This is a genomic window from Pseudomonas frigoris, from assembly GCF_047758635.1.
Taxonomy (GTDB): Bacteria; Pseudomonadota; Gammaproteobacteria; order Pseudomonadales; family Pseudomonadaceae; genus Aquipseudomonas; species Aquipseudomonas frigoris.
On the sequence record NZ_CP180479.1, the window covers coordinates 3297346 to 3321959 of the forward strand.

At 53.1% G+C, this 24614-nt stretch carries 24 protein-coding genes and 4 pseudogenes; 25 read left to right on the forward strand and 3 right to left on the reverse strand.

The window, feature by feature from the left end; translation table 11 throughout:
* Positions 1-34 precede the first annotated feature (34 nt).
* Both ACMXYH_RS15135 and ACMXYH_RS15140 read left to right on the forward strand, forming a co-directional pair.
* Positions 35-345, forward strand: a pseudogene (locus ACMXYH_RS15135) (hypothetical protein); the annotation flags it as partial.
* A gap of 143 nt (positions 346-488) precedes the next feature.
* Positions 489-1240, forward strand: a pseudogene (locus ACMXYH_RS15140) (SDR family NAD(P)-dependent oxidoreductase).
* A gap of 100 nt (positions 1241-1340) precedes the next feature.
* Here ACMXYH_RS15140 and ACMXYH_RS15145 read toward each other — a convergent pair.
* On the reverse strand, positions 1341-2219 hold the full coding sequence (locus ACMXYH_RS15145) for a LysR substrate-binding domain-containing protein (RefSeq protein WP_129444019.1): 879 nt from the start codon (positions 2217-2219) through the stop codon (positions 1341-1343).
* 101 nt (positions 2220-2320) lie between these two features.
* Here ACMXYH_RS15145 and ACMXYH_RS15150 point away from each other — a divergent pair, with 101 nt between their 5' ends.
* The 12 genes and pseudogenes from ACMXYH_RS15150 (at position 2321) to ACMXYH_RS15205 (ending at position 12840) form a co-directional block, all read left to right on the forward strand.
* Positions 2321-3523, forward strand: a complete 1203-nt coding sequence (locus ACMXYH_RS15150; RefSeq protein WP_415767703.1) for a pyridoxal phosphate-dependent aminotransferase — start codon at positions 2321-2323, stop codon at positions 3521-3523.
* A 120-nt stretch (positions 3524-3643) separates the two neighbouring features.
* Complete coding sequence (locus ACMXYH_RS15155) at positions 3644-4069, forward strand: VOC family protein (protein ID WP_123364336.1); 426 nt, start codon at positions 3644-3646, stop codon at positions 4067-4069.
* A gap of 114 nt (positions 4070-4183) precedes the next feature.
* Positions 4184-5442, forward strand: a pseudogene (locus tag ACMXYH_RS15160) (cation:dicarboxylate symporter family transporter).
* A gap of 184 nt (positions 5443-5626) precedes the next feature.
* A complete protein-coding gene (gene ggt / locus ACMXYH_RS15165; protein WP_415767572.1) occupies positions 5627-7372 on the forward strand; it encodes a gamma-glutamyltransferase in 1746 nt (581 codons plus the stop codon).
* Between the two features lie 156 nt (positions 7373-7528).
* Complete coding sequence (locus ACMXYH_RS15170; protein WP_415767573.1) at positions 7529-8110, forward strand: TetR/AcrR family transcriptional regulator; 582 nt, start codon at positions 7529-7531, stop codon at positions 8108-8110.
* A gap of 57 nt (positions 8111-8167) precedes the next feature.
* Positions 8168-9271 (forward strand): alkene reductase, encoded by a 1104-nt coding sequence (locus ACMXYH_RS15175; RefSeq protein ID WP_415767574.1) that lies wholly within the window; start codon positions 8168-8170, stop codon positions 9269-9271.
* Between the two features lie 72 nt (positions 9272-9343).
* Positions 9344-10087: an SDR family oxidoreductase gene (locus tag ACMXYH_RS15180; RefSeq protein WP_415767575.1), complete on the forward strand. Its 744-nt coding sequence runs from the start codon at positions 9344-9346 to the stop codon at positions 10085-10087.
* Between the two features lie 72 nt (positions 10088-10159).
* Positions 10160-10540, forward strand: a complete 381-nt coding sequence (locus ACMXYH_RS15185; protein ID WP_415767576.1) for a nuclear transport factor 2 family protein — start codon at positions 10160-10162, stop codon at positions 10538-10540.
* Between the two features lie 59 nt (positions 10541-10599).
* Positions 10600-10986, forward strand: coding sequence for a nuclear transport factor 2 family protein (locus ACMXYH_RS15190; protein ID WP_415767577.1), 387 nt, complete (start codon positions 10600-10602; stop codon positions 10984-10986).
* Between the two features lie 69 nt (positions 10987-11055).
* On the forward strand, positions 11056-11724 hold the full coding sequence (locus ACMXYH_RS15195; RefSeq protein WP_415767578.1) for an NAD(P)-binding oxidoreductase: 669 nt from the start codon (positions 11056-11058) through the stop codon (positions 11722-11724).
* Positions 11721-12350: an NAD-dependent dehydratase gene (locus ACMXYH_RS15200; protein WP_415767579.1), complete on the forward strand. Its 630-nt coding sequence runs from the start codon at positions 11721-11723 to the stop codon at positions 12348-12350. Before ACMXYH_RS15195 ends, ACMXYH_RS15200 begins: the two co-directional genes overlap by 4 nt.
* 49 nt (positions 12351-12399) lie before the next feature.
* Positions 12400-12840, forward strand: coding sequence for an SRPBCC family protein (locus ACMXYH_RS15205; protein ID WP_415767580.1), 441 nt, complete (start codon positions 12400-12402; stop codon positions 12838-12840).
* Between the two features lie 459 nt (positions 12841-13299).
* Here ACMXYH_RS15205 and ACMXYH_RS15210 read toward each other — a convergent pair whose 3' ends face one another.
* The gene (locus tag ACMXYH_RS15210; protein ID WP_415767581.1) at positions 13300-13695 is read right to left on the reverse strand and encodes a winged helix-turn-helix transcriptional regulator; all 396 of its coding nucleotides are present in this window, start codon (positions 13693-13695) and stop codon (positions 13300-13302) included.
* Between the two features lie 112 nt (positions 13696-13807).
* Between ACMXYH_RS15210 and namA the strand changes: the two genes are divergently transcribed.
* The 4 genes and pseudogenes from namA (at position 13808) to ACMXYH_RS15230 (ending at position 17084) form a co-directional block, all read left to right on the forward strand.
* Positions 13808-14848, forward strand: a complete 1041-nt coding sequence (gene namA / locus ACMXYH_RS15215) for an NADPH dehydrogenase NamA (RefSeq protein ID WP_415767582.1) — start codon at positions 13808-13810, stop codon at positions 14846-14848.
* Positions 14849-14908: 60 nt separating this feature from the next.
* Entirely contained in the window at positions 14909-15292 is a 384-nt protein-coding gene (locus ACMXYH_RS15220; protein ID WP_415767584.1) for a nuclear transport factor 2 family protein, read from the forward strand.
* 91 nt (positions 15293-15383) lie between these two features.
* Positions 15384-16404 (forward strand): annotated as a pseudogene (locus tag ACMXYH_RS15225) (alpha/beta hydrolase).
* Between the two features lie 296 nt (positions 16405-16700).
* A complete protein-coding gene (locus tag ACMXYH_RS15230) occupies positions 16701-17084 on the forward strand; it encodes a nuclear transport factor 2 family protein (protein WP_140678742.1) in 384 nt (127 codons plus the stop codon).
* Positions 17085-17216: 132 nt separating this feature from the next.
* Here ACMXYH_RS15230 and ACMXYH_RS15235 read toward each other — a convergent pair whose 3' ends face one another.
* Positions 17217-18227 (reverse strand): zinc-dependent alcohol dehydrogenase family protein, encoded by a 1011-nt coding sequence (locus ACMXYH_RS15235; RefSeq protein ID WP_415767585.1) that lies wholly within the window; start codon positions 18225-18227, stop codon positions 17217-17219.
* Positions 18228-18411: 184 nt separating this feature from the next.
* On the opposite strand from ACMXYH_RS15235, the gene ACMXYH_RS15240 reads away from it, so the two are divergent.
* The 7 genes from ACMXYH_RS15240 (at position 18412) to ACMXYH_RS15270 (ending at position 24602) form a co-directional block, all read left to right on the forward strand.
* Complete coding sequence (locus ACMXYH_RS15240; RefSeq protein WP_415767704.1) at positions 18412-19311, forward strand: LysR substrate-binding domain-containing protein; 900 nt, start codon at positions 18412-18414, stop codon at positions 19309-19311.
* Positions 19312-19766: 455 nt separating this feature from the next.
* Positions 19767-20462, forward strand: coding sequence for a VIT1/CCC1 transporter family protein (locus tag ACMXYH_RS15245; RefSeq protein ID WP_415767586.1), 696 nt, complete (start codon positions 19767-19769; stop codon positions 20460-20462).
* Positions 20463-20744: 282 nt separating this feature from the next.
* Positions 20745-21053, forward strand: coding sequence for an IS66 family insertion sequence element accessory protein TnpB (gene tnpB, locus ACMXYH_RS15250; protein WP_017699433.1), 309 nt, complete (start codon positions 20745-20747; stop codon positions 21051-21053).
* A 406-nt stretch (positions 21054-21459) separates the two neighbouring features.
* Positions 21460-22728: a group II intron reverse transcriptase/maturase gene (gene ltrA / locus ACMXYH_RS15255; protein ID WP_415767587.1), complete on the forward strand. Its 1269-nt coding sequence runs from the start codon at positions 21460-21462 to the stop codon at positions 22726-22728.
* A 33-nt stretch (positions 22729-22761) separates the two neighbouring features.
* On the forward strand, positions 22762-22965 hold the full coding sequence (tnpB, locus tag ACMXYH_RS15260; RefSeq protein ID WP_415767588.1) for an IS66 family insertion sequence element accessory protein TnpB: 204 nt from the start codon (positions 22762-22764) through the stop codon (positions 22963-22965).
* Positions 22966-23482: 517 nt separating this feature from the next.
* The gene (locus ACMXYH_RS15265; RefSeq protein WP_415767589.1) at positions 23483-24196 is read left to right on the forward strand and encodes a GGDEF domain-containing protein; all 714 of its coding nucleotides are present in this window, start codon (positions 23483-23485) and stop codon (positions 24194-24196) included.
* Between the two features lie 64 nt (positions 24197-24260).
* Positions 24261-24602, forward strand: coding sequence for an ATP-binding cassette domain-containing protein (locus ACMXYH_RS15270; RefSeq protein WP_415767590.1), 342 nt, complete (start codon positions 24261-24263; stop codon positions 24600-24602).
* Positions 24603-24614: the final 12 nt, after the last annotated feature.

Consider the following 24614-nt stretch of genomic DNA (forward strand, 5'->3'; position numbering starts at 1 on the left):
CGCTCTTCAAATGCGACTGCACCTGGAGCGCCCAATGCAGCCCATTTCCACGCGCCTGGTGGCGCTGTTTGTTCTTTGCCTGACTCTTGTAGTGCCAGCCCAGGCCAACGCCTGCCCAGCTGGCGAAAAACAAGTGTGCCTGGACGGCTGCATCTGTCTGCCAGACCTGGGACAGGTGCTCGGCCCCCGGCCTGATCGTATCTACAAGATTGCGGCACCTGTCCTGGCGCTGTGGCTAAGCCAAGCCCGCGCTGAAGCCGCCACCGCCGGCACCCAACCCATTCCACCGAAAATCCGGGAACAACTGCTGCGCTGTACGCCCCCAGTGCCCTCGATACCGCGCGCGGTTTGAGTACAACAGGGCCCTTCGAAGGCCCTTTTTATTTGCAGTTTATCGAAGTCAGCGACCAAATCCTCAACCGGCGTTTCCGGCTATCTGCTACACCTCCATTCGTGTGCTTGGCAAACCTTCAACAGAGGCAAGGATGATGAATTCAAGCTGGGCAGATCAGGTGGCGCTTGTGAGTGGAGCGGGCAGTGAGCTTGGAATCGGTATGGCTATTGCCCATCGTCTTGGGGCTCAAAGGGCCAAGCTGATCGTCACGGCAAGCAGCGCACGCATCAATGAGCGGGTTGCGGAGTTACGCGCCGCCGGCTTCGAAGCAGAGGGTCGACCGGTAGACTTAACTCAGGAAACTCAGGTTAGTGAGTTCGTCGCTTGGGCTGAGGCCGTCTGGGGTCGCATCGATATTCTTGTAAATAATGCCGGTATGGCGATGCAAGGGAGTCCAGAACCGTTCGCCGAGTTCACGAATACGAGCCTAGAAATCTGACAACTGCGTTCCTGTTAACTCAAGGGGTGTTGCCTGGGATGCGGGCTAGAGGATATGGCCGCATAGTGAACATCAGCTCAACCACAGGCACACGAGCCAGTAATCCAGGAGAGGCTGCTTATAGTGCAGCAAAGGCCGGAATGGTAGGGATGAACATGAGTCTTGCTCTTGAGGTTGCTCATCTAGGTATCACTGTGAATTCAGTTGCCCCTGGTTGGATAGCTACAGGGTCGAGCACTCCTGATGAAGTCAAAGCAGCACGCTCTACACCTCTTGGGAGAGAGGGTCGGCCAGAGGAAGTGGCCGCTGCCGTTGTATTCTTGGCTTCACCTGAAGCGAGTTACATCACAGGTGAGTTGCTCGTGGTGGATGGAGGCAATTGCTTGGTTGAGAACAAAGCTTATTAAGACTTTTTTAATCCCTTCTGCGACCGTTGAGTCCTGGCTGACCAAGTGATTCTGGTTTGAGTACAAAAGGGCCCTTTGAGGGCCTTTTTTTGCCAGGAATTTATTCGGAACCGATCTTTACTTGATCGCTTATAAGCTGGGCAAGTATCCGCACCGGTTCGGTAAAGGTCTGCCGAGATCTATGCACAAGCCCGATATCACGGTGGAAGGTGTGCTGACCAAGGTCGAGCGCTCGTACACCTGCTGGCCATTCCTGATGGGGTGCTGTCTGCGGCACTAGCGCTACACCTACACCATTTTCCACCAGCTTGATGATGGCCTCCAGTTCATCCAGCTCACAGACTTCACGTAAGGTGAAATGCATCTGCCGCAGGAAGCGATCTACCTGCCTTCCCCCGAAGGATGATCGGTCGTACCGAATGAACGGTTGGCTGGAAAGTAGTTTTGACCAATCTTCTCCCGGTACATCGCGCGGAACGATCAAGCGATAGGGCTCAAGCGCCAAGGTCGTCCACCGCAGATCGCTTTGCAGAGAGAAGGGCGGGCGAATGATGACTGCCATGTCAATTTCGCCGGCATCTACAAGGTTGACCAGTCCCATCGACAAGCCTGGAATTACGCGTGTTCGGCACTGTGGGCATTGTTGGTGAAACTTTGCTAAGGCGTCCGGTAAATAGGAGCGCTGTACGGAAGCGATAGCGCCGATATTCACCAGGACGCTGGCAGGAAGTCCCACTGTGGTGGAGCCAAGGTTGTCGTAAAGGCGAAGCAGCTCTTGCGCTTGCAGGAGTGTCTGGTGGCCCATTCTATTGAGGTGGGCCGAGCGTCCCTTTCTGTCGAATATCTCGAAGCCGAGCTCAGCCTCCAGACGCTGAATCTGGGCACTTACTGCAGCCTGGGTGAGACCGATCTTGTTGCCGGCGGCGGCGAAAGTGCCTTCCCGTGCTACGGCAATCAGTGTTTTGAGTTCTTTGATCATTCACAAATAATAATTGTGTTTCTAAGAAATATATATTGATTTTTTTACTCGGCTTGCAGCTCTACGATGGCCCCATCCTCAAAAACAATAAGGGTCAGGGTATGCAACTGCTGGGGAATCTTCTGCAAGCTGTAAAGCCTTCACCGACGCTTGCCATCACTCGAAAAGCGGCGGATCTGAAGCGCCAAGGCGTGGATATCATCGGCCTGTCGCAAGGCGAACCGGACTTCCCAACGCCCGATCATATCAACGCGGCTGCCAAGCTTGCGATCGACAAAGGCCTGACCCGATACACTGATGTCGATGGTACGCCGGAACTGAAAGCCGCCATTGTTCGCAAGTTCGAACGCGAGAATGGCCTTGTTTATGACTCGTCAGAAATCAGTGTCGGCACGGGCGCCAAACAGATCATCTTCAATGCTTTGCTGGCGACCCTGAACCATGGCGATGAGGTGATCATCCCCGCGCCTTACTGGGTCTCCTATCCGGACATGGTGCGGCTAGCCGGTGGCATTCCAGTGGAAGTGAGCTGCCCGGAAAACCAGAGCTTCAAGATCACAGCCGCTCAGCTTAAACGCGCAATAACCCCCCGCACGAAATGGGTCATTTTGAACTCACCGAGCAACCCGACCGGTGCTGGCTACTCCGCAATCGAACTGAAACTACTGGGTGCCGTCTTGTTGGGGCATCCGCAGGTGTATGTGCTCTCGGACGACATCTATGAGCACCTGCGGTATGACGGTTGGGAGGTCAACACCATCGCAGCTCAGGTGCCTGCACTGCGCAACCGAACCCTGACCGTTAACGGTGTTTCAAAGGCGTATTCCATGACGGGCTGGCGTATCGGCTTTGCGGGAGGCCCGAGAGAGCTTATTGCCGCAATGTCCACTTTGCAGTCGCAAAGCACGAGCAACCCCTGCTCCATCGCACAAGCGGCGGCGCAGGCAGCGCTGGACGGGCCTTTAGATTTTTTAGAGAGCCGAAATCAAATTTTCAGCCAGCGGCGCGATCTCTGCCTAGGTGCTTTCGAATCCATTCCAGGTTTGACCTGTCGTCGACCAGAGGGTGCGTTCTACCTGTTCCCTTCCTGTGAGGGCCTGATCAATCGCCAAACACCTGCCAAGAGGTTGCTAAGCGATGACACGGATGTTTGCCGCTATTTACTTGAGCAAGCGCGAGTCGCTGTGGTGCCTGGCAGCGCATTTGGTCTCGAAGGATATTTTCGGATGTCATTTGCGACATCTACTGAACAACTTGAGCAGGCGTGCATGCGCATACGTTTGGCGTGCGAACAACTGAGCTAATTATTGAAATTCACTTCCGCCCAAAACGCTAAAAGGTTGTGGGCGGTGCGCAGAACCGTCGGGCGGCATTAATACGCTGTTCCTTTTTTCACAAACAAAAATACTGTAATTGGAGTTCTAATGAGCCTCTCTCCTTTCCACCTCGCAATCCCTGTCTACAACCTCGCTGGAGCACGCACATTTTATGGTGAAGTGTTTGGACTGGAAGAAGGTCGTTCCAGCACACAGTGGGTCGACTTCAACTTTTACGGTCACCAACTGGTTATTCATGAACATCCAAAAACTGCTTCGCAAGAGAGTGTCCATAGCAACCCGGTAGACGGACACGACGTGCCGGTTCCTCACTTCGGCATTATTTTGGGCTGGGAGCAATGGGAGGCACTGGCAGAACGCTTGAAGTCTTTTGGCACCGAGTTTGTGATTGAACCGTACATTCGTTTCAAGGGGCAGGTTGGCGAGCAAGCGACGATGTTCCTGTTCGACCCATGCGGTAACGCGCTTGAATTCAAAGCTTTCAAGGATATGAGCCAGCTATTTGCAAAATAACAATGACACTTGGCATAACTATGTTGTGCCATTTTTATTCAAGTGAGCTGGAAGCTCATGACTCTAGCAACTGCTCTGTAACGCAGTCCTTTCATTCCAACAAGAAGGCTAGACATGAAACGTATTCCCTTGGTGTGGCAAATAGTTGCCGGGCTTTTGCTTGGCGTGCTCGTCGGTTGGTACTTTAATACCAATCCGCAATATCAATCGTGGGTCAGTGCTGAAATCCTGAAACCGCTTGGAGATATCTTCATCAAAATGATGAAGATGGTTGTTGTTCCTATTGTGTTCTGCTGCATGATTCTTGGCATCGCTGGAGGTGGAGATAACAAATCCTTTGGCCGAATGGGAGTGAAGTCGCTGACTTACTTTTTTGCGATCACGGGCTTAGCCATCGTATTAGGGCTGTGTTTTGCGAATATTTTCGAACCTGGAACGGGCACTGATATTTCAGGAATCTCCCACAGCGCCGCGTCGATAACCATGGAGCCTTCGAAAGGGGCACTCGTTATCTTGCAAAATATCGTACCTGACAACGTCATCGTAGCGATGTCAGAAGCGAAGCTGTTGTCGGTGCTTTTCTTCGCGGTGCTGTTCGGTCTGGCTTTGAACTCGCTACCTCGAGAAAAAAGCGCGCCAGTGGTCGCGGTGGTTCAGGGCATTTCTGATGCGATGTTCAAAGTTGTCTCAATCGTCATGGCTTACGCGCCAATAGGCGTATTTGGCATGATTGGCGCTACCGTCGCGACCTTTGGCTTTGCCTCGCTCTTGCCCTTACTCAAGCTGATTGGTGTGGTTTACCTGGCACTCATTGTCTTCGCGTTGGTGGTACTCGGCGGAATTTGCTATCTGATCGGCGAGAACGTTTTCAAGCTGATCAAATATTTCCGAAATGAGCTGATCTTGCCTTCTCGAGTGCCGCATCGGCGGCGGTTATGCCGCAGTTGATGACAAAATTGGAGAGCTATGGTGTTCCACGCCGTATCGTCAGTTTTGTGGTTCCAGTCGGTTATGCGTTCAATTTGGATGGAGCATCAATTTTCCTTGGGGTTGCTACGATTTTTGTCGCTCAACTCTATGGTATCGACCTGTCGCTTTCTCAACAGATTCTGCTGGTGGTCACAATGGTGCTGACCTCCAAAGGTGCTGCTGGGGTACCTGGATTTGCCATCATTATTCTGTCTGCGACATTGGCTTCTGCCGGTCTTCCATTGGAAGGGGTGGCGCTTATCGCGGGGATCTTCAGGATTATCGATAGCGGAACCACCACGCTGAACGTGCTGGGTAATGCCATCGCCCCCTTGGTAATTGCCAAATGGGAAAAGGCGGCCCTTGAGCCTTCAAGAGCTGAGTTGGTAACACAGAAAGCATAGCTATTCAGGGGGAGCCATCGGCCATCAAAAGCCTTTGGCTCTTCTTGTTTTCGTCGTTCAACAATAGTTGTTATGTGTGTTCTCTTTGCCGGGTTCTGATCTGTGCAGTTAGGTTTTTCCTTAACTGCATCAATTCGGATTTCCGCGTTTTGCTGCCGATTACTAATAAAAAATAAGGTACTTTATGCGCAAAGAATCCTTTCCCGATTCACATCGTAAGTTTGCTTTTTTGTGTGCGGTTTTACTCGCCAGCTTCCTGACCGTGGGAAATGCTCAGGCCGCTTCAGGTAACACTGTTAAATCGCATTTGTTGACCCATTCTGCGGTGGCAGTACCTGATCGTTATGCGGCTGAAACAGCTAGAGCCATCTTTGCCAAAGGTGGCAATGCCATCGATGCGGCGGTGGCCATTGCATTCACTTTAGCCGTTACCTATCCGGAAGCTGGCAACATTGGCGGTGGTGGGTTCATGACGATCTATCACGAGGGTAAGCCTTATTTCCTTGATTACCGCGAGCGGGCACCGCTCAAGGCGACTAAGGACATGTTCGTCGCCGGCAATGGACGAGTGATCCCTGCTGATAGCACTCAGAGCAGCGTGCTTGGTTACAAGGCCGTGGGCGTGCCAGGTACGGTCGCCGGCCTGTGGGAAGCCCATCAGCGTCTTGGCAAACTCAGCTGGCAGGTGCTGGTCGAGCCGGCAATCCGCTATGCAGATGCGGGCTTTCGAGTTGATGAAATGCTAGCCGGTTTGGCGGCAGCGGAAAACAAACAGCGATTCGCTGGAAAAACCAATTTCTCACAACATTTTGGTACGTTGCAGTCGGGCATGCTTTTCAAGCAGCCTGAACTGGCAGCGGTATTGAAACGAATCGCGAAGCACGGCACTGCAGGTTTTTATTCCGGCAAAACAGCCGAACTGATCGTTGCTGATATGACGGAGCATGGCGGACTTATCAGTGAAGCCGACCTGCGGAACTACAAGGCAATTTGGCGAGAGCCGATACAGGCAAACTGGAATGGTTTCCAGGTGGTGACCGCGCCACCGCCCAGTTCCGGTGGTATCGCGCTGGTTCAGTTATTGAAGATGAAAGAAGCGCGCAACGCGGATTTTAGTGGCGTGCCGCTGAACTCGCCAGAGTACATTCATCTGGTCGCAGAAATCGAAAAGCGAGTGTTTGCCGACCGAGCGCAGTACCTGGGCGATCCCGACTTCTACAAGGTTCCGGTAAGACAGTTGCTGGATGAGAATTACCTACTGCGGTGTGCGGCGGAAGTGAGTGTTTCGGCCCCCTCAAACACCAGCAAAGTAGTCGCAGGTTTGAAGATTACCTTCCCGGAAAAACCGGAAACGACGCATTTTTCAATTGTCGACAAATGGGGGAACGCGGTATCCAACACCTACACATTGAATGGCTTCTTCGGGTCTGGAGTGGTTGCCAATAAAACCGGAATACTGCTCAACGATGAAATGGATGACTTCTCGGCCCTTGCCGGAGTGCCCAATCAGTTGGGGGTTGTCGGTAATGACACCAACGCGATTGAGCCCGGAAAGAGACCACTTTCCTCAATGTCGCCGACCATCTTCCTGAAGGACGGAAAAGTCGCATTGGTCATTGGCACGCCGGGTGGCCCTAGAATTTTTACGTCGATCTTTCAGGTGGTGAGCAATATCTACGACTTCAAGTTGCCGCTGAAAAATGCCGTTAGCGCGATGCGCTTTCATCATCAATTGCTGCCGGCAAATACCGTTTTCTGGGAACCTTACTCTCCGATCACGGGGCAATTGGCCAGAGATCTCAGCGCCAAGGGCTATAACCTGGTCAACCAGGGCTTCAATGGTGATATTCAGGCGATCAAGGTGGATAGCGGTATCCCGGAACCGGTGACAGACCCGAGAGGAAGGGGAGTAACGATGCTGGTCAAATAATTCGTCATTCCTAACTGATAACTCGATCTGAGCAACGGTTTCCGTTTCCATCGTCGGGCACTGAGGTGAGACTTGGCGATTTGAGGGATAGCAGAATTCTAGATTGGGAAAACTTCTCTAGACGACCGGTCTAGTTTTCTGTAGGCTTCCTATCCTATGAAGAAACCTATCCAAGACATGCGGCAGCACATCATCGATGTAGCGAAGTCGCTGATGACCAACAAGGGCTACACCGCCGTGGGGCTGTCGGAAGTGCTGACAACCGCTGGCGTACCCAAAGGGTCGTTCTATCACTACTTCCGTTCGAAAGAGGAATTCGGCCAGGCGTTGCTTGAAGAGTACTTTCAGGAGTACATCGGGCGCGTCGATGTCGTGATGGCCGCAGAAGGAACCGGAGCCGAGCGGCTGCTGGGCTATCTGCACTACTGGGCAAAGACGCAAGCGTTCGATCACCCCGAGGAGAAATGCCTTGTGGTGAAACTGGGTGCTGAAGTCTGCGACTTGTCGGAAGACATGCGTGCGGTGCTGGAGGAGGGCACCGCGCTGATCATCCAGCGCATCACGCGCTGTGTCGAGCAGGGCATGGCAGATCGTTCCATTTCGCCGACCCTGGACGCGGCGATATTGGCCGAATCGCTGTATCAGCTATGGCTTGGCGCCTCGCTGCTGGTCAAGGTCAAGCAGACCACGGCCCCTTTTGAAACCGCACTGATCACGAGTAAACGCCTGCTTGCATAGGGGCGTTTTTTTTAACCGGAAAACTAGACGACCGGTCTAATATTAGAGGTATTTAGAATGCTTGATAGCAGACGTAACACTGACCTTTTTTCGCCGGTGCAGATGGGCGCCATTGAGATGGCAAACCGTATTGTCATGGCTCCTGTTACACGCAGCCGCATGGGAGATGACGGCGTACCCAATGAGCTTCATGCCACTTACTACGCCCAGCGTGCCGGCGCAGGCCTGATCATCGCCGAGGCCACGAACATTTCTGCTCAGGGCCGCGGCTATGCGATGACGCCTGGTATCTGGTCGGAAGAACAGGTGGCAGGCTGGAAAAAAGTCACTGACGCGGTACACGCGGCAGGCGGCAAGATCGTCAGTCAGCTATGGCACGTAGGCCGCTTCTCCAGCGTCGAGTTACAGCCAAACGGCGAGGCGCCGGTAGCTCCCTCGGCAATCAAGGCCGAAGGTACCACCTACACCAACAATGGCATGGTCGAAGTGTCCATGCCTCGGGCGCTTGAGACTTCAGAGATCCCGGGGATCATCGAGCAATACAGGCATGCGGCAGAAAATGCAAAGCAAGCCGGTTTTGATGGTGTGGAAGTCCATTCTGCCAACAGCTATCTGCTCGACCAGTTCCTGCGTGATTCCACCAACCAGCGCACTGACCAGTACGGCGGCTCCATCGAGAACCGGACTCGGCTGACGCTCGAAGTCACCGAAGCAGTGGTTGCGATCTGGGGCAGTGACCGGGTTGGCATCCGCCTCTCGCCAGTGACTCCTGACGCAGGCAATACCCCTCCTGACAGCAACGTCATGGAGACCTATGGCTACCTGATTCAGCAGCTCAACAAGTTCAACTTGGCCTATCTGCACTTCGTTGAAGGCGCCACCGCCACCTCTCGTACCGTTCCCGAAGGTGTGGATCTGGACGCGCTGAGTGCGCAGTTCGAAGGGCCGTTCATTGGCAACAACAACTATGACCTGGATATGGCGCTGGAGCGCCGGGCGCAAGGGCGGATTGATGCCGTGGCGTTTGGCCGCTTATTCATTGCCAACCCAGACCTCGTAGAGCGCTTGCGTCGTGGTGCCGAGCTCACTATCGCTCCGCGCGAGAGTTACTACGGCGGAGGTGCCAAGGGCTACACCGATTGGCCAACGGCAAGCTACTGAGTCGTGCCCTTGCGCCAGCCAGGCCCGGGGGAAGTCCGTCGCAACAGCATTCACCGTAAAGAGGTACTGAGCATGAATTATCTGCAGAACAAAGTAGCCATCGTCACTGGCGCGTCTTCCGGCATTGGTGCTGCCACCACCCGCGCATTGGTCGCACATGGCGTTCGCGTCGTGGCAGCAGCACTCGATCAGAACGGGTTGGAAGCGTTTGTTGCCGAGCTGCGTTTGGCCGGGAGCGACGTGGTCGCTTTCACCACAGACGTTACCCATCTGGATCAAACCAAGGCTCTCGCGAAGTTTGCACAAGACACCTACGGCGCCGTGGACATCTTGGTCAACAACGCCGGTCTGATGCTCTTTTCCAACTGGGTCGATCTGGCCGTGCAGGATTGGGAAAAGATGATCGATGTGAACATCAAGGGCTACCTCAACGCTACTGCTGCGGTACTGCCGTTCATGCTGGAACAGAAGTCCGGGCAGATTCTCAACATGGACTCTGTCGCAGGTCACCAAGTGGGGCCGGCAGCGGGTGTCTACAGCGCTACCAAGTTTTTTGTCCAGGCCATGACCGAGTCCATGCGCAAGGAGTTGGGCGTGCAGCATGGCATCCGCGTCAACACTGTCAGTCCAGGCGTCATCAATACCGGCTGGGCGGACAAGGTTAGCGATCCTGAAGGGCGCAAGGCTGCTCAGGAGCTTAACCGGATTGCCATTGCGCCTGACGATATTGCCCGTGCAGTGATTTACGCGCTCAACCAGCCGGAAAACGTCACCGTCAACGATCTGATCATCTCTCCGACACGCCAGGATTGGTGATCGTTGGTGGGCCATGCCCGCGCCCATCCAGACCTGGTGGGTAATCGGAAATTTTTCAATCAGGAGTCCATCATGAGCAATCCAACTTACGTCCAGGAATACAACGCGATCGTCGACGTGCTTGGCCAGTACAACGAAGGTGGTGCCAAGGCTGACAGCACTTTGATGAAGCCCGCGTTCAACGAGCAGGCCACCATGTTTGGGGTCGACGGCGACAAGCTCGTCGGCGGCGCGATCCAGAATCTGTTCGACGTCATCGACAACTCTTTCCGCCCATCTCCCGAAGCCAAAGCCGCGATCGTTCGCATCGACATCGTGGGCACTGCCGCCAGTGCTCGCGTCGATACCGACAACGTTTCGGGATTTCGTTTCACCGACTTCTTCAACCTGCTGAAGGTAGAAGGCAGGTGGACGATCGTCAGCAAGATTTACCACACCCATCCGAGCGCTTGAGCACTCGAGCGCCTCTGGCGAGGTGTGTTGTACCTCGCCCTTATTGAAAGGAGAGAACCATGTCAAAGAATATCAAGGCAGTTTCGACTGCTGAGTACAACGCTGTCATCGCCACCGCCAATCAGTACGTTGCAGGTCTGCGTGTGGGCAGTGCAGAAGGCGTTGCGCAAGCTTTCCATAAAGATGCCGTGATGTACGGTTTCACTAATGGTGTTCTGCTAGGTGGCCCGATTAAGAATCTGTTTGATTTCGTTCAGAAGAACGGCGATGCCCCCGAAATTACTACCCGGCTCGACGTGCTGGCGATCACACCTACGACTGCCGTGGTACGTGTCGACATGGAGAAAGATGCGATTGGCGCTGATTACAACGACTACCTGACTTTGATCAAAATTGACGGCACCTGGAAGGTGATCGCCAAGGTTTATCACCAGTTCGAAGGTTGAGCGTTCACCGATCCCGGTTGAATCAATGCCGGGATCGGAGCTCGTTCATCGTCAAATGGAGAAGCGATCATGAGTAAGGTTTTCATCATCGGCGCCGCTGGAAAAGTGGGGCGGCGATTGGTTATGCAACTCGTCGGGCGAGGTCACGAAGCGATCGCACTGCATCGGAACCCGGAGCAGGGGAGTGAGCTTGCGGATTTGGGAGCGATGCCCATCGAAGGCAATTTGTTGGAGCTTGAATCAGGGCAAATGGCGCAGCTTATGTCGAGCAGTGATGCCGTGGTCTTCACTGCAGGTGCGGGCGGCGCAGGTATGGATCTGACCAATGCGATTGATGGGCGAGGATTGGAGTTGGCAGTGGCCGCAGCCATTCAAGCAGGTGTCAGGCGTTTCATTCTGGTCTCGGCCTTCCCCGATGCGCTGCGCGGTAGCCCGTTATCCGAAGGTTTCGAAAATTACATTGCCGTGAAAAAACGAGCAGATGCTCACCTGGTGGGGTCGGATTTGGATTGGGTGATTGTGCGCCCAGGAACGCTTCTGGAAGACACCGGCACCGGCAAAATCCTTACTGATGTCGCTATTCCCTACGGTGAAGTTTCAAGAGATGACGTGGCAGCGACACTTGCCGAGTTGATCGACCAGCCCAAGGTGAGCCGAGTCATTATCGAGCTCACTCAGGGTGACACGCCAGTCTCCGACGCGGTTCGCAGGCTTGATCGTGGGCGTTGCTCGCAATGAAGTTGGTATTGGTTGGCGCTACCGGTCTTGTTGGGCGCGAGGTACTGAAACAGGCGCTCGATGATCCAAGAATCAGTCAGGTGGTTGCACCGACTCGCTGTGCGCTTGCTGCGCATCCCAAGTTACATGCGCCACTAACAGACTTCGACAATCTACCGGAAACAGTCGACTGGTGGCGGGCGGATGCCGTGATTTGCACATTGGGTACGACGATGCGGCGCGCTGGATCGAAAGACAGTTTTCGACTTGTTGATTACGAGTACCCGTTGGGTGTGGCGCGCTTGGCCAGGATGAATGGCACCTCAGCATACGTTCTCAATTCGGCCACCGGAGCGAACCCAAACTCGAGCTTTTTCTACAACCGGGTAAAGGGCGAGTTGGAGACATCTCTTACAGGGCTTGGTTTTGAATCACTCACCTATGTGAGGCCCGGCGTCATCAGTGGGACGCGCGACGAACTGCGGTTGGGTGAGCGAGCACTGGTAGTCGTACTGGGCCTGGTGGGGAGATTGTTACCCGTTCGCTGGCAACTTAACCCCGCGTCGCGAATCGCCCAGGTGTTGCTCGAATCAGCCCTTGAGCACAGACCGGGTGTTCACATAATCACCTCCGAGTGCTGCATTTGAGCCTGAGTTAGCTGTTTTCACAAATAGATCATTTGAAGGGAGATACACAATGCCTATGGTTGAGTTTTCCGCTGTCTTGAACAGCGATACAGGACACGCCTGGAGCGTGTTGAAAAAATTTGGAGAGATTCATAAATGGCATCCCTCTATAGTCGAAAGCAGTATTGAGGATAACCAGCCTGATGGATTGGTTGGTTGTGTTCGCAAGCTCACACTGGCCGATGGCGCGGTTGTCAGGGAGCGTTTGTTAACGGTGGATGATCGCAATCTAACGTTGTGCTATCGCTTCGAGGAGTCCCCGTTACCATTAGATAACTATCTCGCCACTGTGAAATTGGTCTCACTTACGGGACAGTCCAAGACGTTCATCAATTGGTCTGCAAGCTTTGACCTGCAAGATTTGAATACAGCAGACCACTACCAGGAACTCATACGAGGACTGATCGTGGATGGCCACAATAGTCTTCAGTTGTTTCTAATCCGGCATTAAAGATTTAAAGGAATTGACACGTCCAGTCTTGGCTAGGCAAGCATTCTAAACTTGAATGCAAAAGGGCCCTTGGAAGCTGATGACATTCAGCTAAGTTGACTTACTGCGGCCATCGCTGAACACCCGGGTTTCGATCAGGGTGTTTTATTTAACCGAGTGCATTGCTGGAACTCTGGCGGGCCGTAGCCTGTGTGACGTCAGTACAAGGATTAAAAACTCAGACCACTCGTTCGGCTGGCAGGATATGCACACCGGGCTGGGGCTTTAGGGTCACATAAAGCAACGCCTGGGTATGTTGGGCGCCGGGTTAAGCCGCCATCGCTTGGGCAGCAGAGGCCCTTCGAGCCCAAGATTGCCACCAGCAATCGCTTGGCGAGACGGAATTCGTTGCGATGGTCGCCGATCACGCCAGGGCGTATCAAGGCTAAGGCTGCGCTAAGGCCCGACGCTTGCGCGAGATCAAATGCTGGAACAGGAGGCGACCGAACTTACCGGCATCGCAGAGCGCCTGAGTTCCAAAATTTTACGCTCATGTACAGCTCCCCATTCCCGCATGGCACTCACCAAAGGCGCGAGAGAGCTACCTAATTCTGTCAGCGAATACTCCACCTTTGGCGGCACCTCGCGATAGATTTCGCGATGAATAATCCCATCAACCTCCAGCTCTCTCAGCTGGAGTGTCAGCATCCTCTGAGTGATATCTGGTATTAGGCGTCGCAGTTCGTTGAAGCGCTTCGTTCCTGACATCAGGTGAAACAGTATGAGCGATTTCCATTTTCCACCAATGACATCGACAGTAAACGCGACGGGACAAGCGAAGGCCTCAATTTCATCCTGAGGGTTACATTTTTTCACTGTTATCACCACGGTATAAAAAGTGTGCCTACAGCACATAATTGTGCGTACTTACACGAAAGTGCTGCGTAAGTTAGCATGATTCCATATTAACCACTATGGAATCCGCTTGATGAGCTTGCTGCTTTCGCCCCATGAAATTAAAGGCCTTAAACTGAAAAACCGCGTCGTTATGTCCCCTATGTGCATGCACATGGCAGCGGATGATGGCTTTGTCACTGAATGGCACCGCGTTCATTATGGAGCTCGTGCTCTGGGTCAGGCGGCGCTGATTTTTCCCGAAACGTTGGCTATTCAGGCTGACGGTCGTATCGGAGCCGGTGACCTCGGTATCTGGAGCGATGAACACGTTGTCGGCTTGAAAGCGCTAACTGAACTACTTCACAGTTTTGGTGCAAAAGCCGGCGCTCAGATCGGCCATGCGGGGCGCAATGCTGACCTGCCCAATCTCATTCACATCGCGCCATCGGCGATTCCGTTCACGGAAACCAGCCCTGTTCCTCGCAAACTCGCGGCGGATGAAATTCCGGGTTTGGTTAAGCTTTACGGCGATGCCGCAAGGCGTGCCAGCGACGCTGGATTCGATGTACTCGAGATACATGCCGCGCACGGTTACTTGTTGAGTGAGTTTCTCTCGCCGCTGGCTAACACCCGCGACGACGAATACGGCGGTGATGCCAAGCGTCGCTATCGCTTCCTGCGCGAGGTGTTGGAGGAGGTAAAAAATCATTGGGGTGATCGTCCTCTGTTCGTACGGATATCCAGTTCTGATTATGCCGATGGCGGAAACACGCCTGAGTCGTTCCTTGAATATGGTCGCTGGATGAAAGAGCAGGGTGTTGACCTGATCGACTGCAGCTCCGGCGGAATCAAGACGTTCAAGGTGCAGACCTACCCGGGTTACCAAGTACCTGCCGCCGAATTACTGCGTAAGGAGCTGCATATTGCTACTGGTGCTGTGGGTGTGATTCAGAGTGGGCGTCAGGCTGAAGAAATTTTGCAAAACGGCCGAGCCGATCTGGTGTTCGTGGGTCGCCAAATGCTGCGAGATCCATTCTGGGTGCGCACCGCGGCAGATGATCTGAGGGAGGTCATAGAGATTCCTGAGGCCTACACACGTTATGGATCTGTCTGGCTTGATACCAAAGCCTGAAGCTTTTCTGCATTAATCAAATCAGTAATCAATGCAATCCAACGAATCAGGAGTAAAACCATGAGCAAACCTACTTACGTACAGGAGTACCAAGCTATTACCGAGGTGCTGAATAAGTACATTGAGGGCTGCAAGCAGGCCAAAAGTAGCGTCATGAAGCCGGCTTTCAGTGAGCAAGCAACGATGTTTAGCGTCGATGGCGAAGGTAAGCTGGCAGGCGGCGCGATTCCAATTCTGTTCGAAGGGATTGACAAGGGTTTCCGCCCATCTCCTGACGCACCGGCAGCCATCGTCCGCATCGAGATCGTCGGTACAGCGGCTAGCGCTCGCATCGACGCTAACGACATGTCTGGCATTTCCTTCACCGACTTCTTCCATCTTCTAAAAGTCGATGGTCAGTGGACGGTAATCAGCAAGATCTTCCACACCCACGTCGCCCCTTGAACCTCTGCCATCCTTGAGAAGGGGGCAGATGAGGCTTCGCAGCACGCCTAATTTAATAATGCACACACCCAAGCAATACAAAGGAAAGATCATGAAAACCCTCACCTCCGCTTTTGCCCTTTCCGTCGTGACCCTGTCGCATTGGTAATGCACTTGCAGCCGACCAGTCCGGCGTTGAACACAACACGGCAGAATTCTTAAAATCCCTCGAAGGCGGCAAGACGCTGGATTCCATGACACCGCTCGATGCCCGCGCCGCGCTGGTGGCTGCTCAGGCTGCCCCGCAAGTGGCCTTGCCGGCAGCTGACGTCAGCGAGAAGACAATCAGTGTCAATGGCAGCGACCTGAAGCTGACCATCGTTCGCCCGGTCGGCAGCGAACAGAAGACACTACCTGCGTTCATGTACTTCCACGGAGGCGGCTGGGTGTTGGGCGACTTCCCGACCCACGAACGGCTGGTGCGTGACCTGGTGGTAGGCTCGGGTGCGGTGGCGGTCTTCGTCAACTACACCCTCTCGCCTGAGGCGGGATACGGCGTCGCCATCGAGCAAGCCTATGCTGCGACAAAGTGGGTGGCCGAACATGGCAAGGAGATCAACGTAGACGGCAAACGCCTGGCCGTAGCTGGCAACAGCGCAGGCGGGAACATTGCAGCCGTGGTTGCCTTGATGGCGAACGAGAAGGGCGCACCAGCACTGCGTTCGCAAGTGTTGCTGTGCCCGGTGACGGATGCAAACTTTGACACGCCGTCCTACAAGGAGTTTGCCAACGGCTACTTCCTGACGAAGGACTTGATGGTGTGGTTCTGGGACAATTACGCACTCGACGCCGAAGCACGCAAGCAGATTTACGCTTCGCCGCTGCAGGCGACAACCGAGCAGTTGAAGGGCTTGCCGCCGACGCTGATCCAAACTGCCGAATTCGATGTCCTGCGCGATGAAGCTGAAGCTTACGGCCGCAAGCTCGACGCTGCGGGTGTACCTGTGAAGTCGGTACGCTACAACGGCATGATTCACGATTTTGGGCTGTCGAACGCATTCAGCCATCTGCCGGCGCCCCGCACCGCGATCGAGCAGGCATCTCAAGAACTTAAGACCAGCCTGAGCAAGTAGTTTCAAAAACAAAGAGTCCGCAGGTTACGGTGAAACTGCGGCATTAATTATTGAAAACACATCGTTCATTTCATTTCATTTCATTGCGATGCAACAGCAGCACCGAAGTTTTCGGAACGTCTGCTGTGCTTTTTGCAGTTGAGTATAAATCAGTAATTGCCAACCTTATTAAGAGCAACTAAATGAAAATTACTTTTATCAAGAATTTGTTTTTTGTGGCAGTAATTTCGAGCTTGGGCGCGATTGCTCAAGCAGAAAACCTACCGAGCGACCAACAAGTTATCAGTAGTAAAACAATGAGCAAACCTACGTACGTAGAAGAATACCAAGCTATCACCGAGGTGCTGAACAAGTACATTGAGGGCTGCAAGCAGGCCAAGAGCAGTATCATGAAGCCCGCTTTCAACGAACATGCGACGATGTACAGCGTCGGCGCCGATGGCAAGCTGGCAGGCGGCGCGATTCCAATCCTGTTCGATGGGATCGACAAGGGTTTCCGTCCATCTCCTGACGCACAGGCCGCTATAGTCCGCATCGAGATCGTCGGTACCGCGGCTAGCGCTCGCATCGACGCTAACGACATGTCAGGCATCTCTTTCACTGACTTCTTCCATCTGCTGAAAGTCGAAGGTAAGTGGACTGTGGTTAGCAAGATTTTCCAAACGCATGTAGCGCCTTAATTACTTGAGCCGTCCGGCGGCTTTGTGCTCGACTATCTAGGGCTTCTGCGCTGGAACCCTTCGATCACAGCCATCGACTTTAGTTAGTGGAGTCGGTATTCAACCGCCGGATGACCCAGTCCTTTCTTGATCTTACGAAATTTTGATTACTACTTTACCAAAGGCGCCTCTGGCCAAGTGCTCATACGCTTGGCGTGCTTGATCAAATGGATACACGTGGTCGATTACCGGGCGAATCTTGTGCTCATTCAAGAATTCGTTCATGCGATCAAATGAGGAGCGAGGAGCAACGGCGATGCCACGAATCGTTGTTTGCCGGAAGATCAAAGGCATCAGGTTCAGCGCAGAGGTTTGGCCGGTCAGGAAGCCGATCTGTGCGATACGTCCTCCTGCCTTTGTCGCTGCAACCGATTGATTGATGCCATCCCCGCCTGCCACATCCAGCAGGAGATCGACCCCCTTGCCGTCAGTGAGCTTTAGTACTTCCTCTGCCCACTCAGGGCTAGTGCGATAATTTACACCCGCAACAGCACCCAGTTTTTTCACTGCTTGCAGATTGTCATCTCGACTGGAAGTGACGATAACTTTGGCGCCAAGTGCCGTTGCAATTTGTGCAGCGAAAACAGAAACACCCCCTGAGCCCTGAACCAAAACGGTTTGGCCTGCCTCGATCTGGCCGAAATCAACGAGCGCATACCATGCCGTCAGAGCAGCAATTGGAAGCGTCGCAGCTTCCTCATCTGACATATTGTCGGGAGCACTTACCGCGCTGTCTTCATGGATAATCATGTACTCCGCCAGACCGCCCGGCAATGGCGAGCCGAAGCAGTAATTGGGCTCATCAGGCCCTGGCATGCCATCCAACCAACGTGAGTAAAGATGTGAGTTAACTCGATCTCCGATAGCGAAGCGGCTGACGCCATCACCGACTGCTACGACAGTACCTGCCGCATCGCTTACAGGGATTAGCGGCTTGGGCACCATATGAGGCTCATAGATGCCGTCAACGATTGCCTTGTCCCGGAAGTTGAGCGATACAGCCCCTACTTTTACCAGCAATTCTCCAGCTTTGGGCACGGGTGTCTCAGCTTCCCCCTGCACAAGATTGTCCAATCCGAAATCTTTCAGAAGCCACGCTTTCATTTTCAGTCTCCAGCAATTTTGAAAGAGCAGGGGAGGAAAGCTCCTCCCTCACGCTTAGGACATTGTTGAGATTTCGCGGCAGTAGATAAATGTGCAGAAACCAACAGGATTGTTATCCTGATCAGCAACAATCATCCAGTTATCATGTTTCCCGAGAAAGAGACTTATGGAGCTTCTACAGTCGATGCAGGTATTCGCCAAGCTGGCTGAGTTGGGAAGCTTCACAAAAGTCGCGGAGGCAATGCAGGCAGGACGCCCGCACGTCACACGCACCATTCAGGATCTGGAAGCTTCGCTGGGTGTCCGCCTGTTCCAACGCACTACCCGTAAAGTGAAACTGACTGCTGAGGGCGAGCGGTTTTATGAGCGTGTCAAAGAGATTTTGGCAACAATCGCAGAAGCCACTTCCATGTTCGACCGTAGTGGATCGACGTTGCGGGGACGGCTTCGCATTGACATCCCCACTGCATTTTCCCAGCACAGCTTCATGGAAAACCTGAGAAAATTTACAGAGGCATTTCCCGAAATCGAGCTTTCGCTGGGCGTGACCGACCGTGCGGTAGATCTCGTAGCCGAGGGCATCGACTGTGCATTGCGAATCGGTGACCTCCCGGACTCAAGCATGGTAGCTAGAGAAATTGGTACCGCCACCATGGTGACCTGTGCGTCTCCAAGCTATCTCGAAGCCTGCGGGGCACCCAAAACCCTAAATGATTTAGCAGACCACCAATGTGTCAGCTTCCTTTCCGGTCAAAATAACAGACCGCTGCCTTGGCATTTCTCGGTAGACGGTGAAGATCGTCCACATACGCCTCATGGTGGTATCACTGTGAATGAGTCGAATGCCTACGTTCAATGCGGTGTTGCAGGTTTCGGCATTGTTCAAGCTCCGGGAATTACCGTTGAGACTTTCCTCGCAAGCGGAGAGCTGGTTGAAGTGCTCAGGGCATTTCGTCCAAAGCCTCGCCTGGTTTCCGTGTTGTACCCAAGCAGAACGCATCTTGCACCTCAGGTGGATGCATTCGTGGATTGGCTAAAGGAGCATTTTCCTGTGCTGCACCCCAGCTGGTTCAAATCTCACTGAACTGCATTTGTATGTTGGCTCGGCAATAGAGGTAGTTTCTTGCCGTAACATGTATTGGGCGGACGATCATCAACTCCTGTGTATCGGGCAGCAATCGACCCAATCGTTTCCTCACGGTCTTGAGAAATACATTGGCAATACAAATGCGGAAGTAATGGAAAGCAGAGCACGGCTCCGCAATCGTCGAATCCTGGCTGACCAAGTGATTTTGGTTTGAGTACAAAAGGGCCCTTCGAGGGCCTTTTTTGTTAAACACGATGTACTATCGTAATGGCTTTTGCCGTGATCGGTATGTTCTGGGGCATGCTGGCAGCGTAAAGCATCTTTCTGAAATTTAATCGGTTGATTCAGTCATTACCGGTGATTGGATCTCCGCTCATCAACATGAATCTCACGGTGCTCATGACGCCAGAGTGACCCGACCTAATGCAATTTTTCACACGGAGAATTCCAGAATGGCAGCGCATCATAAAGAGAAACACTCAATAGACAACATTGGTTGGCTGCGCGCTGCCGTATTGGGGGCCAATGACGGAATCGTTTCAACTTCAAGTCTGATTCTGGGCGTAGCCGCCTCTCACGCAACTCACAACAGCATCCTTATAGCGGGTGTCTCTGCTCTCGTCGCCGGTGCTATGTCGATGGCTACCGGAGAGTACGTTTCCGTGCAGTCCCAAGCCGACACGGAAGCGGCTGCCCTAGAGACGGAGCGAATTGAGATTCAGGAAAATCCGAAGGGCGAGAATCGTGAACTGACAGGAATTTATGTTGAGCGAGGACTTGAGGTGCCGCTTGCAAAAGAAGTCGCGACTAAACTAATGGATCACGACGCCTTGGGGGCGCATGCCCGAGATGAGTTGGGAATCACCGATGCGATGAGTGCAAAGCCATTACAGGCTGCTCTTGCATCTGCGCTAAGCTTTGCCGTAGGTGCGGCACTACCATTACTCGTGGTCGTAGTAGTTCCACAAGAACATCTCATCCCAGTCATCGTCGTCGCGTCGTTGGTCTTCCTTGCTATCCTTGGCGGCTTGGCGGCCAAGGTCGGCGGGGCGAATATTAAAAATGGGGTTTTACGTGTGACTTTTTGGAGTGCGCTTTCGATGGCGGTGGCAGCAGGAGTCGGTACCCTGTTGGGAACCACAGTATAAAACCCGGAGCGGATTCCAGAATTAAATTCTTGATGGTGAGAGTGGGCCTTTATACAAGGATGGAACAGGGTTTATATATTTGAAGGCAAGAGAAAAGCAGCGCTGCCCCCAAACACCTTTATCCGATAGGATGCCGCCGGTTTTTTCTTCTGTTTTCTTTAGCTTTTTAATCCCACAGGATTGAAAGCTGGAACAGAGTAAGCGCTCCATGAAGCCCACATTCCAAGTCGAAATCTGATGCTCGAAGCTGTGCTCCCCAACTCTTTCTGGAGCCAGCACCTCATGATGCGACCCGATGCAAAAGTCGAAAAAGTGTACCTCTACCCCAAGCCAGTGGACTTCCGAAAGTCTATCGATGGCCTGGCTGCGCTGGTCGAACTGGATATTAAAGTCGCCGTGTTCGACCCCGTGCTATTTGTTTTTCTGAATCGCCACCGTAATCGAGTGAAAATCCTCTACTGGGGTGTGTCACGAACGCTGGCGTCAGCCAGCGATGCTGTATCAAAGATGGGAGTAGGCCTCCCGGAGTCTGCTTGCAGGAGCTGGCTTCAAACCGCCCGGTGCTGCTGCGTTCAAAAGGCGTGGTGGTGAGCGACCGTTGGAAAAGGCGCCGATAACGGCGTCAGGTACGTATTGAGAAGATGAGCGAAAGCAAACCGTCCGAAGACGCATCGTTAAGGATTCAAGCGCTGTCAAAACCGAGGTCGCCCAGTAGCCTCGGGATTAGTCTGGAAGATATCTGTCTACTGTCCAGATGGCAGCCGGTGTATAGGCGGCATGAGCTCAATACAGGCTTTGATATGGAACGTGAGAACCTCGCCTTTGATGCCAAGGGAAATGACAAGCGGCTACCACCGCAAGGAAGAATACCGATGCAAAGGCCGAGGGGCGGAGCCATTCGTAGTAGTGATGAAGTTCTTGTAATGAGAGTGGAGCGAAGGGATGGCGTTGCCCAGCTCGCTTATGTCGTCAACCGGCTTCGGCGGGGAAGAGCGGCATGAGCGCAGCAAAGTCGAACAGCATTTCCAAGCTGACAGTTTGGGAGGCCTTCCAGCGAGTGAAAGCCAATCGAGGAGCCGCTGGGATAGATGAACAATCTATTGCCCAGTTCGAGCAGAAGCTGCAACGGAACCTGTACAAGGTTTGGAACCGCATGTCGTCGGGTTCCTATTTTCCGCCACCGGTTCGGCAGGTGGAAATTCCGAAGCAATCAGGAGGCAAACGCAAGCTGGGTATTCCAACAGTAGCCGATCGGGTGGCTCAGACCGCCATCAAGTTGCTTATAGAGCCGAGTCTGGACTGTCTGTTCCATCCGGATTCCTATGGATACCGGCCGGGAAAGTCAGCCAAACAGGCAGTGGAGATCACTCGTAGGCGTTGCTGGAATATCAATTGGGTGGTGGAGTTCGATATCAAGGGAGCCTTTGATCACATTGATCATGAGCTGCTGCTCAAAGCGGTCAGGCATCACATAAAGGATGAATGGATTCTGTTGTATATCGAACGGTGGCTTAAAGCGCCGTTTGAGACTGCTGACGGCGTTCAGGTTCCGCGTGAAAGCGGTACACCCCAAGGTGGGGTTGTCAGTCCCTTATTGATGAATCTGTTTATGCACTATGCGTTCGATGCCTGGATGCAACGGACTTTTCCAGGTTGTCCATTTGCATGCTACGCCGACGATGCGGTGGTTCACTGCCGTAGCGAAAAGCAGGCGTGTGAGGTCATGGCGGCAATCAAGGCACGGTTGGAAGTATGTCTGCTGACCATGCACCCGGAAAAGTCGAAGATTGTGTATTGCAAAGACAGTAACCGCAAAGCAGCGTACCCAACGACGCAGTTCACGTTTCTGGGGTTCACCTTCCGGCCACGGGAGGCATGGGGCAATAATGGACGCCGGTTTACCAACTTCCTGCCCGGGGCCAGTAATGAGGCGTTAAAAAGAATGCGTCAACGAACTCGCAGCTGGAATATCCAGCGGCAAACACCGGTCAGCCTTCTTGAGTTGTCACAACAGTACAACGCTACCCTGCGCGGGTGGTGGAACTACTATGGGGCTTTCTACAAAATGGTCATGCGCAAGGTCTTCAATCACTTTGACTTGAAGCTGCAACGCTGGGCCCGTCAGAAGTACAAACCACTGGCGGGGCACAAGCGCCGCAGTGTTGATTGGCTCAACCGGATGAAGAAAGCCTGTCCATCGTTGTTCGTGCACTGGCATGTTTATGGAAATGAGTTTCGACCGGGCAACGGGAGCCGTATGAGTTGAGAGGCTCACGTACGGTTCTGCGAGAGGCTGAAGGTGAAACTCCTACGGCCTACTTACCAGCGCAACGGCTTCTGCCTTTGGCTCAAGCGCCTAGAGTCTAAACGGTTCAAAACCTCGCCCGACGTCACTGACGAGGCGATCGTGCTAACGGTACAAGAGCTGAACTGGCTGCTCGACGGTTTTGATCTCTGGCGCAACCGTCCGCATCAGGTTTTGACGCCGCGATTCGTTGCTTGATTGGGTATAATCCGGGCCATGGTGCGACACGAGAAGGCGCGTGCTTTGCTTCGAAAGCTATACCGTCCGGGTACGCGCTGTAAGCTCCGAATCTCATTGCTCAACTCCGCTGTCCGGGAGTAACGAGCCTGTCGTGTATCCGTCAGTTCACTAGATCGGCATGCGTCAGGAGCCAATCCTGAGGTGTGAAGCCCGATTAACAATGTCCTTCTTGCAAGAGAACGCAGTCCGGTGACGGGGTGCGCAGTACATCCGAATTGCACGGAGGTACGGGGGCTAGTGACCCAACCCGCATGGCTAACATATGTGAATCGTTGACAGAACCCTCGTAAGGATTGACGGGCCTACGGCAATTATCGGCCCCAGCCAAAAAGGCACTGCAGCCAGTCATCCCTGTCAAGTAATGGAACGCGGTACTAGAAACGCTGCCGGGGGATAGACGAAGCCTAAACGGGAAATTGATGCGATTCGGGGAACGTGGCAATCCCGATCACTCGCCTTACCAGCAATGTCCGCCTTGGAAGTTAATGTTTTGGATGAACATCTCACATTCGCACGTGAAGAAGGTTGGCATTCACGAGACTATCTTTGCCAACACAAATCAGGACACAGTTTTTTCGCTCAAACGATGATCGCCGTTCTACGTGAAGACGATGATGAGTTTTCTGGCTATACAGTTGTGCTTCGAGATATCACCGAGCGAAAGGTGTCGAGTGATAATCTGGCCAACTTGCTCACTAAAGACCACCTCACAGGCGCAGTTAATCGCGCTCACTTTTTCAACTTGGCAGAGAAAGAGTTTGCTCGGGCAAGTCGATACGAGCACTCAATATCGATAATCATGCTAGACGCCGATCACTTCAAGCATGTTAATGATAGCTGGGGGCATCCCATTGGCGACGAAGTTCTTAAGTCTATAGTGAAAATTGCTGAGGGAATTCTTCGTCCCGGAGATACTATAGCTAGGTTTGGGGGAGAAGAGTTTGTCGTTATGTTGCCTAAGATAAATAGCCTGGATGCGTCAGTTACTGCGGAGCGACTCAGGAGCAGCATTGAAGCATCTAGTGTCGATACTGGTGGTGAGGAAATTAAAATCACAGTCAGTATTGGGTGTGCCTCGATGAATGAATCGCGATCCACTCTCAAGCAGTTGTTAATTTCCGCAGACAGTGCGCTCTATCACGCAAAATCCAAGGGTAGGAATTGTATAGTTGATATTGATGACTTCTAATTGATGGCATCTCGTGGATTAACACGAGATAGGTTGCAAAGCCATTGATGAAGATATCGAGGATATGTACCAGCTGCTGAAGGAAAGACGCAAACAGCATGCGGGCACCATGTCCGGCGGCGAGCAACAAATGCTGTCCATTGCCCAGGCGATTATGTCCCGTCCGGATTTGTTGATTTTGGATGAGCCGACAATGGGGCTTTCACCTAAAATAACTGAGATTGTGCTGGATACCCTTCGAGAGATCCGCTCGCGTAAAACGCCAATCCTGCTAGTCGAACAGAAAACAGTGGAAGCCATCCAGATGGCGACCCGGGTATATGCGATTCGCGTCGGGGAGATCGTTTCCGTGTTGGCGGGGAAAAGCGTGACCGAAGAATCTTTGAAAGACATCTATCTAAGCTAGTTCAGGAGTTTG

What these genes read in the sequence shown, in the direction of transcription:
- ACMXYH_RS15145 (WP_129444019.1), bottom strand. Translation starts at nt 2,219, where the DNA reads ATGATCAAAGAACTCAAAACACTGATTGCCGTAGCACGGGAAGGCACT.
- ACMXYH_RS15150 (WP_415767703.1), top strand. Translation starts at nt 2,321, where the DNA reads ATGCAACTGCTGGGGAATCTTCTGCAAGCTGTAAAGCCTTCACCGACG.
- ACMXYH_RS15155 (WP_123364336.1), top strand. Translation starts at nt 3,644, where the DNA reads ATGAGCCTCTCTCCTTTCCACCTCGCAATCCCTGTCTACAACCTCGCT.
- ggt (WP_415767572.1), top strand. Translation starts at nt 5,627, where the DNA reads ATGCGCAAAGAATCCTTTCCCGATTCACATCGTAAGTTTGCTTTTTTG.
- ACMXYH_RS15170 (WP_415767573.1), top strand. Translation starts at nt 7,529, where the DNA reads ATGAAGAAACCTATCCAAGACATGCGGCAGCACATCATCGATGTAGCG.
- ACMXYH_RS15175 (WP_415767574.1), top strand. Translation starts at nt 8,168, where the DNA reads ATGCTTGATAGCAGACGTAACACTGACCTTTTTTCGCCGGTGCAGATG.
- ACMXYH_RS15180 (WP_415767575.1), top strand. Translation starts at nt 9,344, where the DNA reads ATGAATTATCTGCAGAACAAAGTAGCCATCGTCACTGGCGCGTCTTCC.
- ACMXYH_RS15185 (WP_415767576.1), top strand. Translation starts at nt 10,160, where the DNA reads ATGAGCAATCCAACTTACGTCCAGGAATACAACGCGATCGTCGACGTG.
- ACMXYH_RS15190 (WP_415767577.1), top strand. Translation starts at nt 10,600, where the DNA reads ATGTCAAAGAATATCAAGGCAGTTTCGACTGCTGAGTACAACGCTGTC.
- ACMXYH_RS15195 (WP_415767578.1), top strand. Translation starts at nt 11,056, where the DNA reads ATGAGTAAGGTTTTCATCATCGGCGCCGCTGGAAAAGTGGGGCGGCGA.
- ACMXYH_RS15200 (WP_415767579.1), top strand. Translation starts at nt 11,721, where the DNA reads ATGAAGTTGGTATTGGTTGGCGCTACCGGTCTTGTTGGGCGCGAGGTA.
- ACMXYH_RS15205 (WP_415767580.1), top strand. Translation starts at nt 12,400, where the DNA reads ATGCCTATGGTTGAGTTTTCCGCTGTCTTGAACAGCGATACAGGACAC.
- namA (WP_415767582.1), top strand. Translation starts at nt 13,808, where the DNA reads ATGAGCTTGCTGCTTTCGCCCCATGAAATTAAAGGCCTTAAACTGAAA.
- ACMXYH_RS15220 (WP_415767584.1), top strand. Translation starts at nt 14,909, where the DNA reads ATGAGCAAACCTACTTACGTACAGGAGTACCAAGCTATTACCGAGGTG.
- ACMXYH_RS15230 (WP_140678742.1), top strand. Translation starts at nt 16,701, where the DNA reads ATGAGCAAACCTACGTACGTAGAAGAATACCAAGCTATCACCGAGGTG.
- ACMXYH_RS15235 (WP_415767585.1), bottom strand. Translation starts at nt 18,227, where the DNA reads ATGAAAGCGTGGCTTCTGAAAGATTTCGGATTGGACAATCTTGTGCAG.
- ACMXYH_RS15240 (WP_415767704.1), top strand. Translation starts at nt 18,412, where the DNA reads ATGCAGGTATTCGCCAAGCTGGCTGAGTTGGGAAGCTTCACAAAAGTC.
- ACMXYH_RS15245 (WP_415767586.1), top strand. Translation starts at nt 19,767, where the DNA reads ATGGCAGCGCATCATAAAGAGAAACACTCAATAGACAACATTGGTTGG.
- tnpB (WP_017699433.1), top strand. Translation starts at nt 20,745, where the DNA reads ATGATGCGACCCGATGCAAAAGTCGAAAAAGTGTACCTCTACCCCAAG.
- ltrA (WP_415767587.1), top strand. Translation starts at nt 21,460, where the DNA reads ATGAGCGCAGCAAAGTCGAACAGCATTTCCAAGCTGACAGTTTGGGAG.
- ACMXYH_RS15270 (WP_415767590.1), top strand. Translation starts at nt 24,261, where the DNA reads ATGTACCAGCTGCTGAAGGAAAGACGCAAACAGCATGCGGGCACCATG.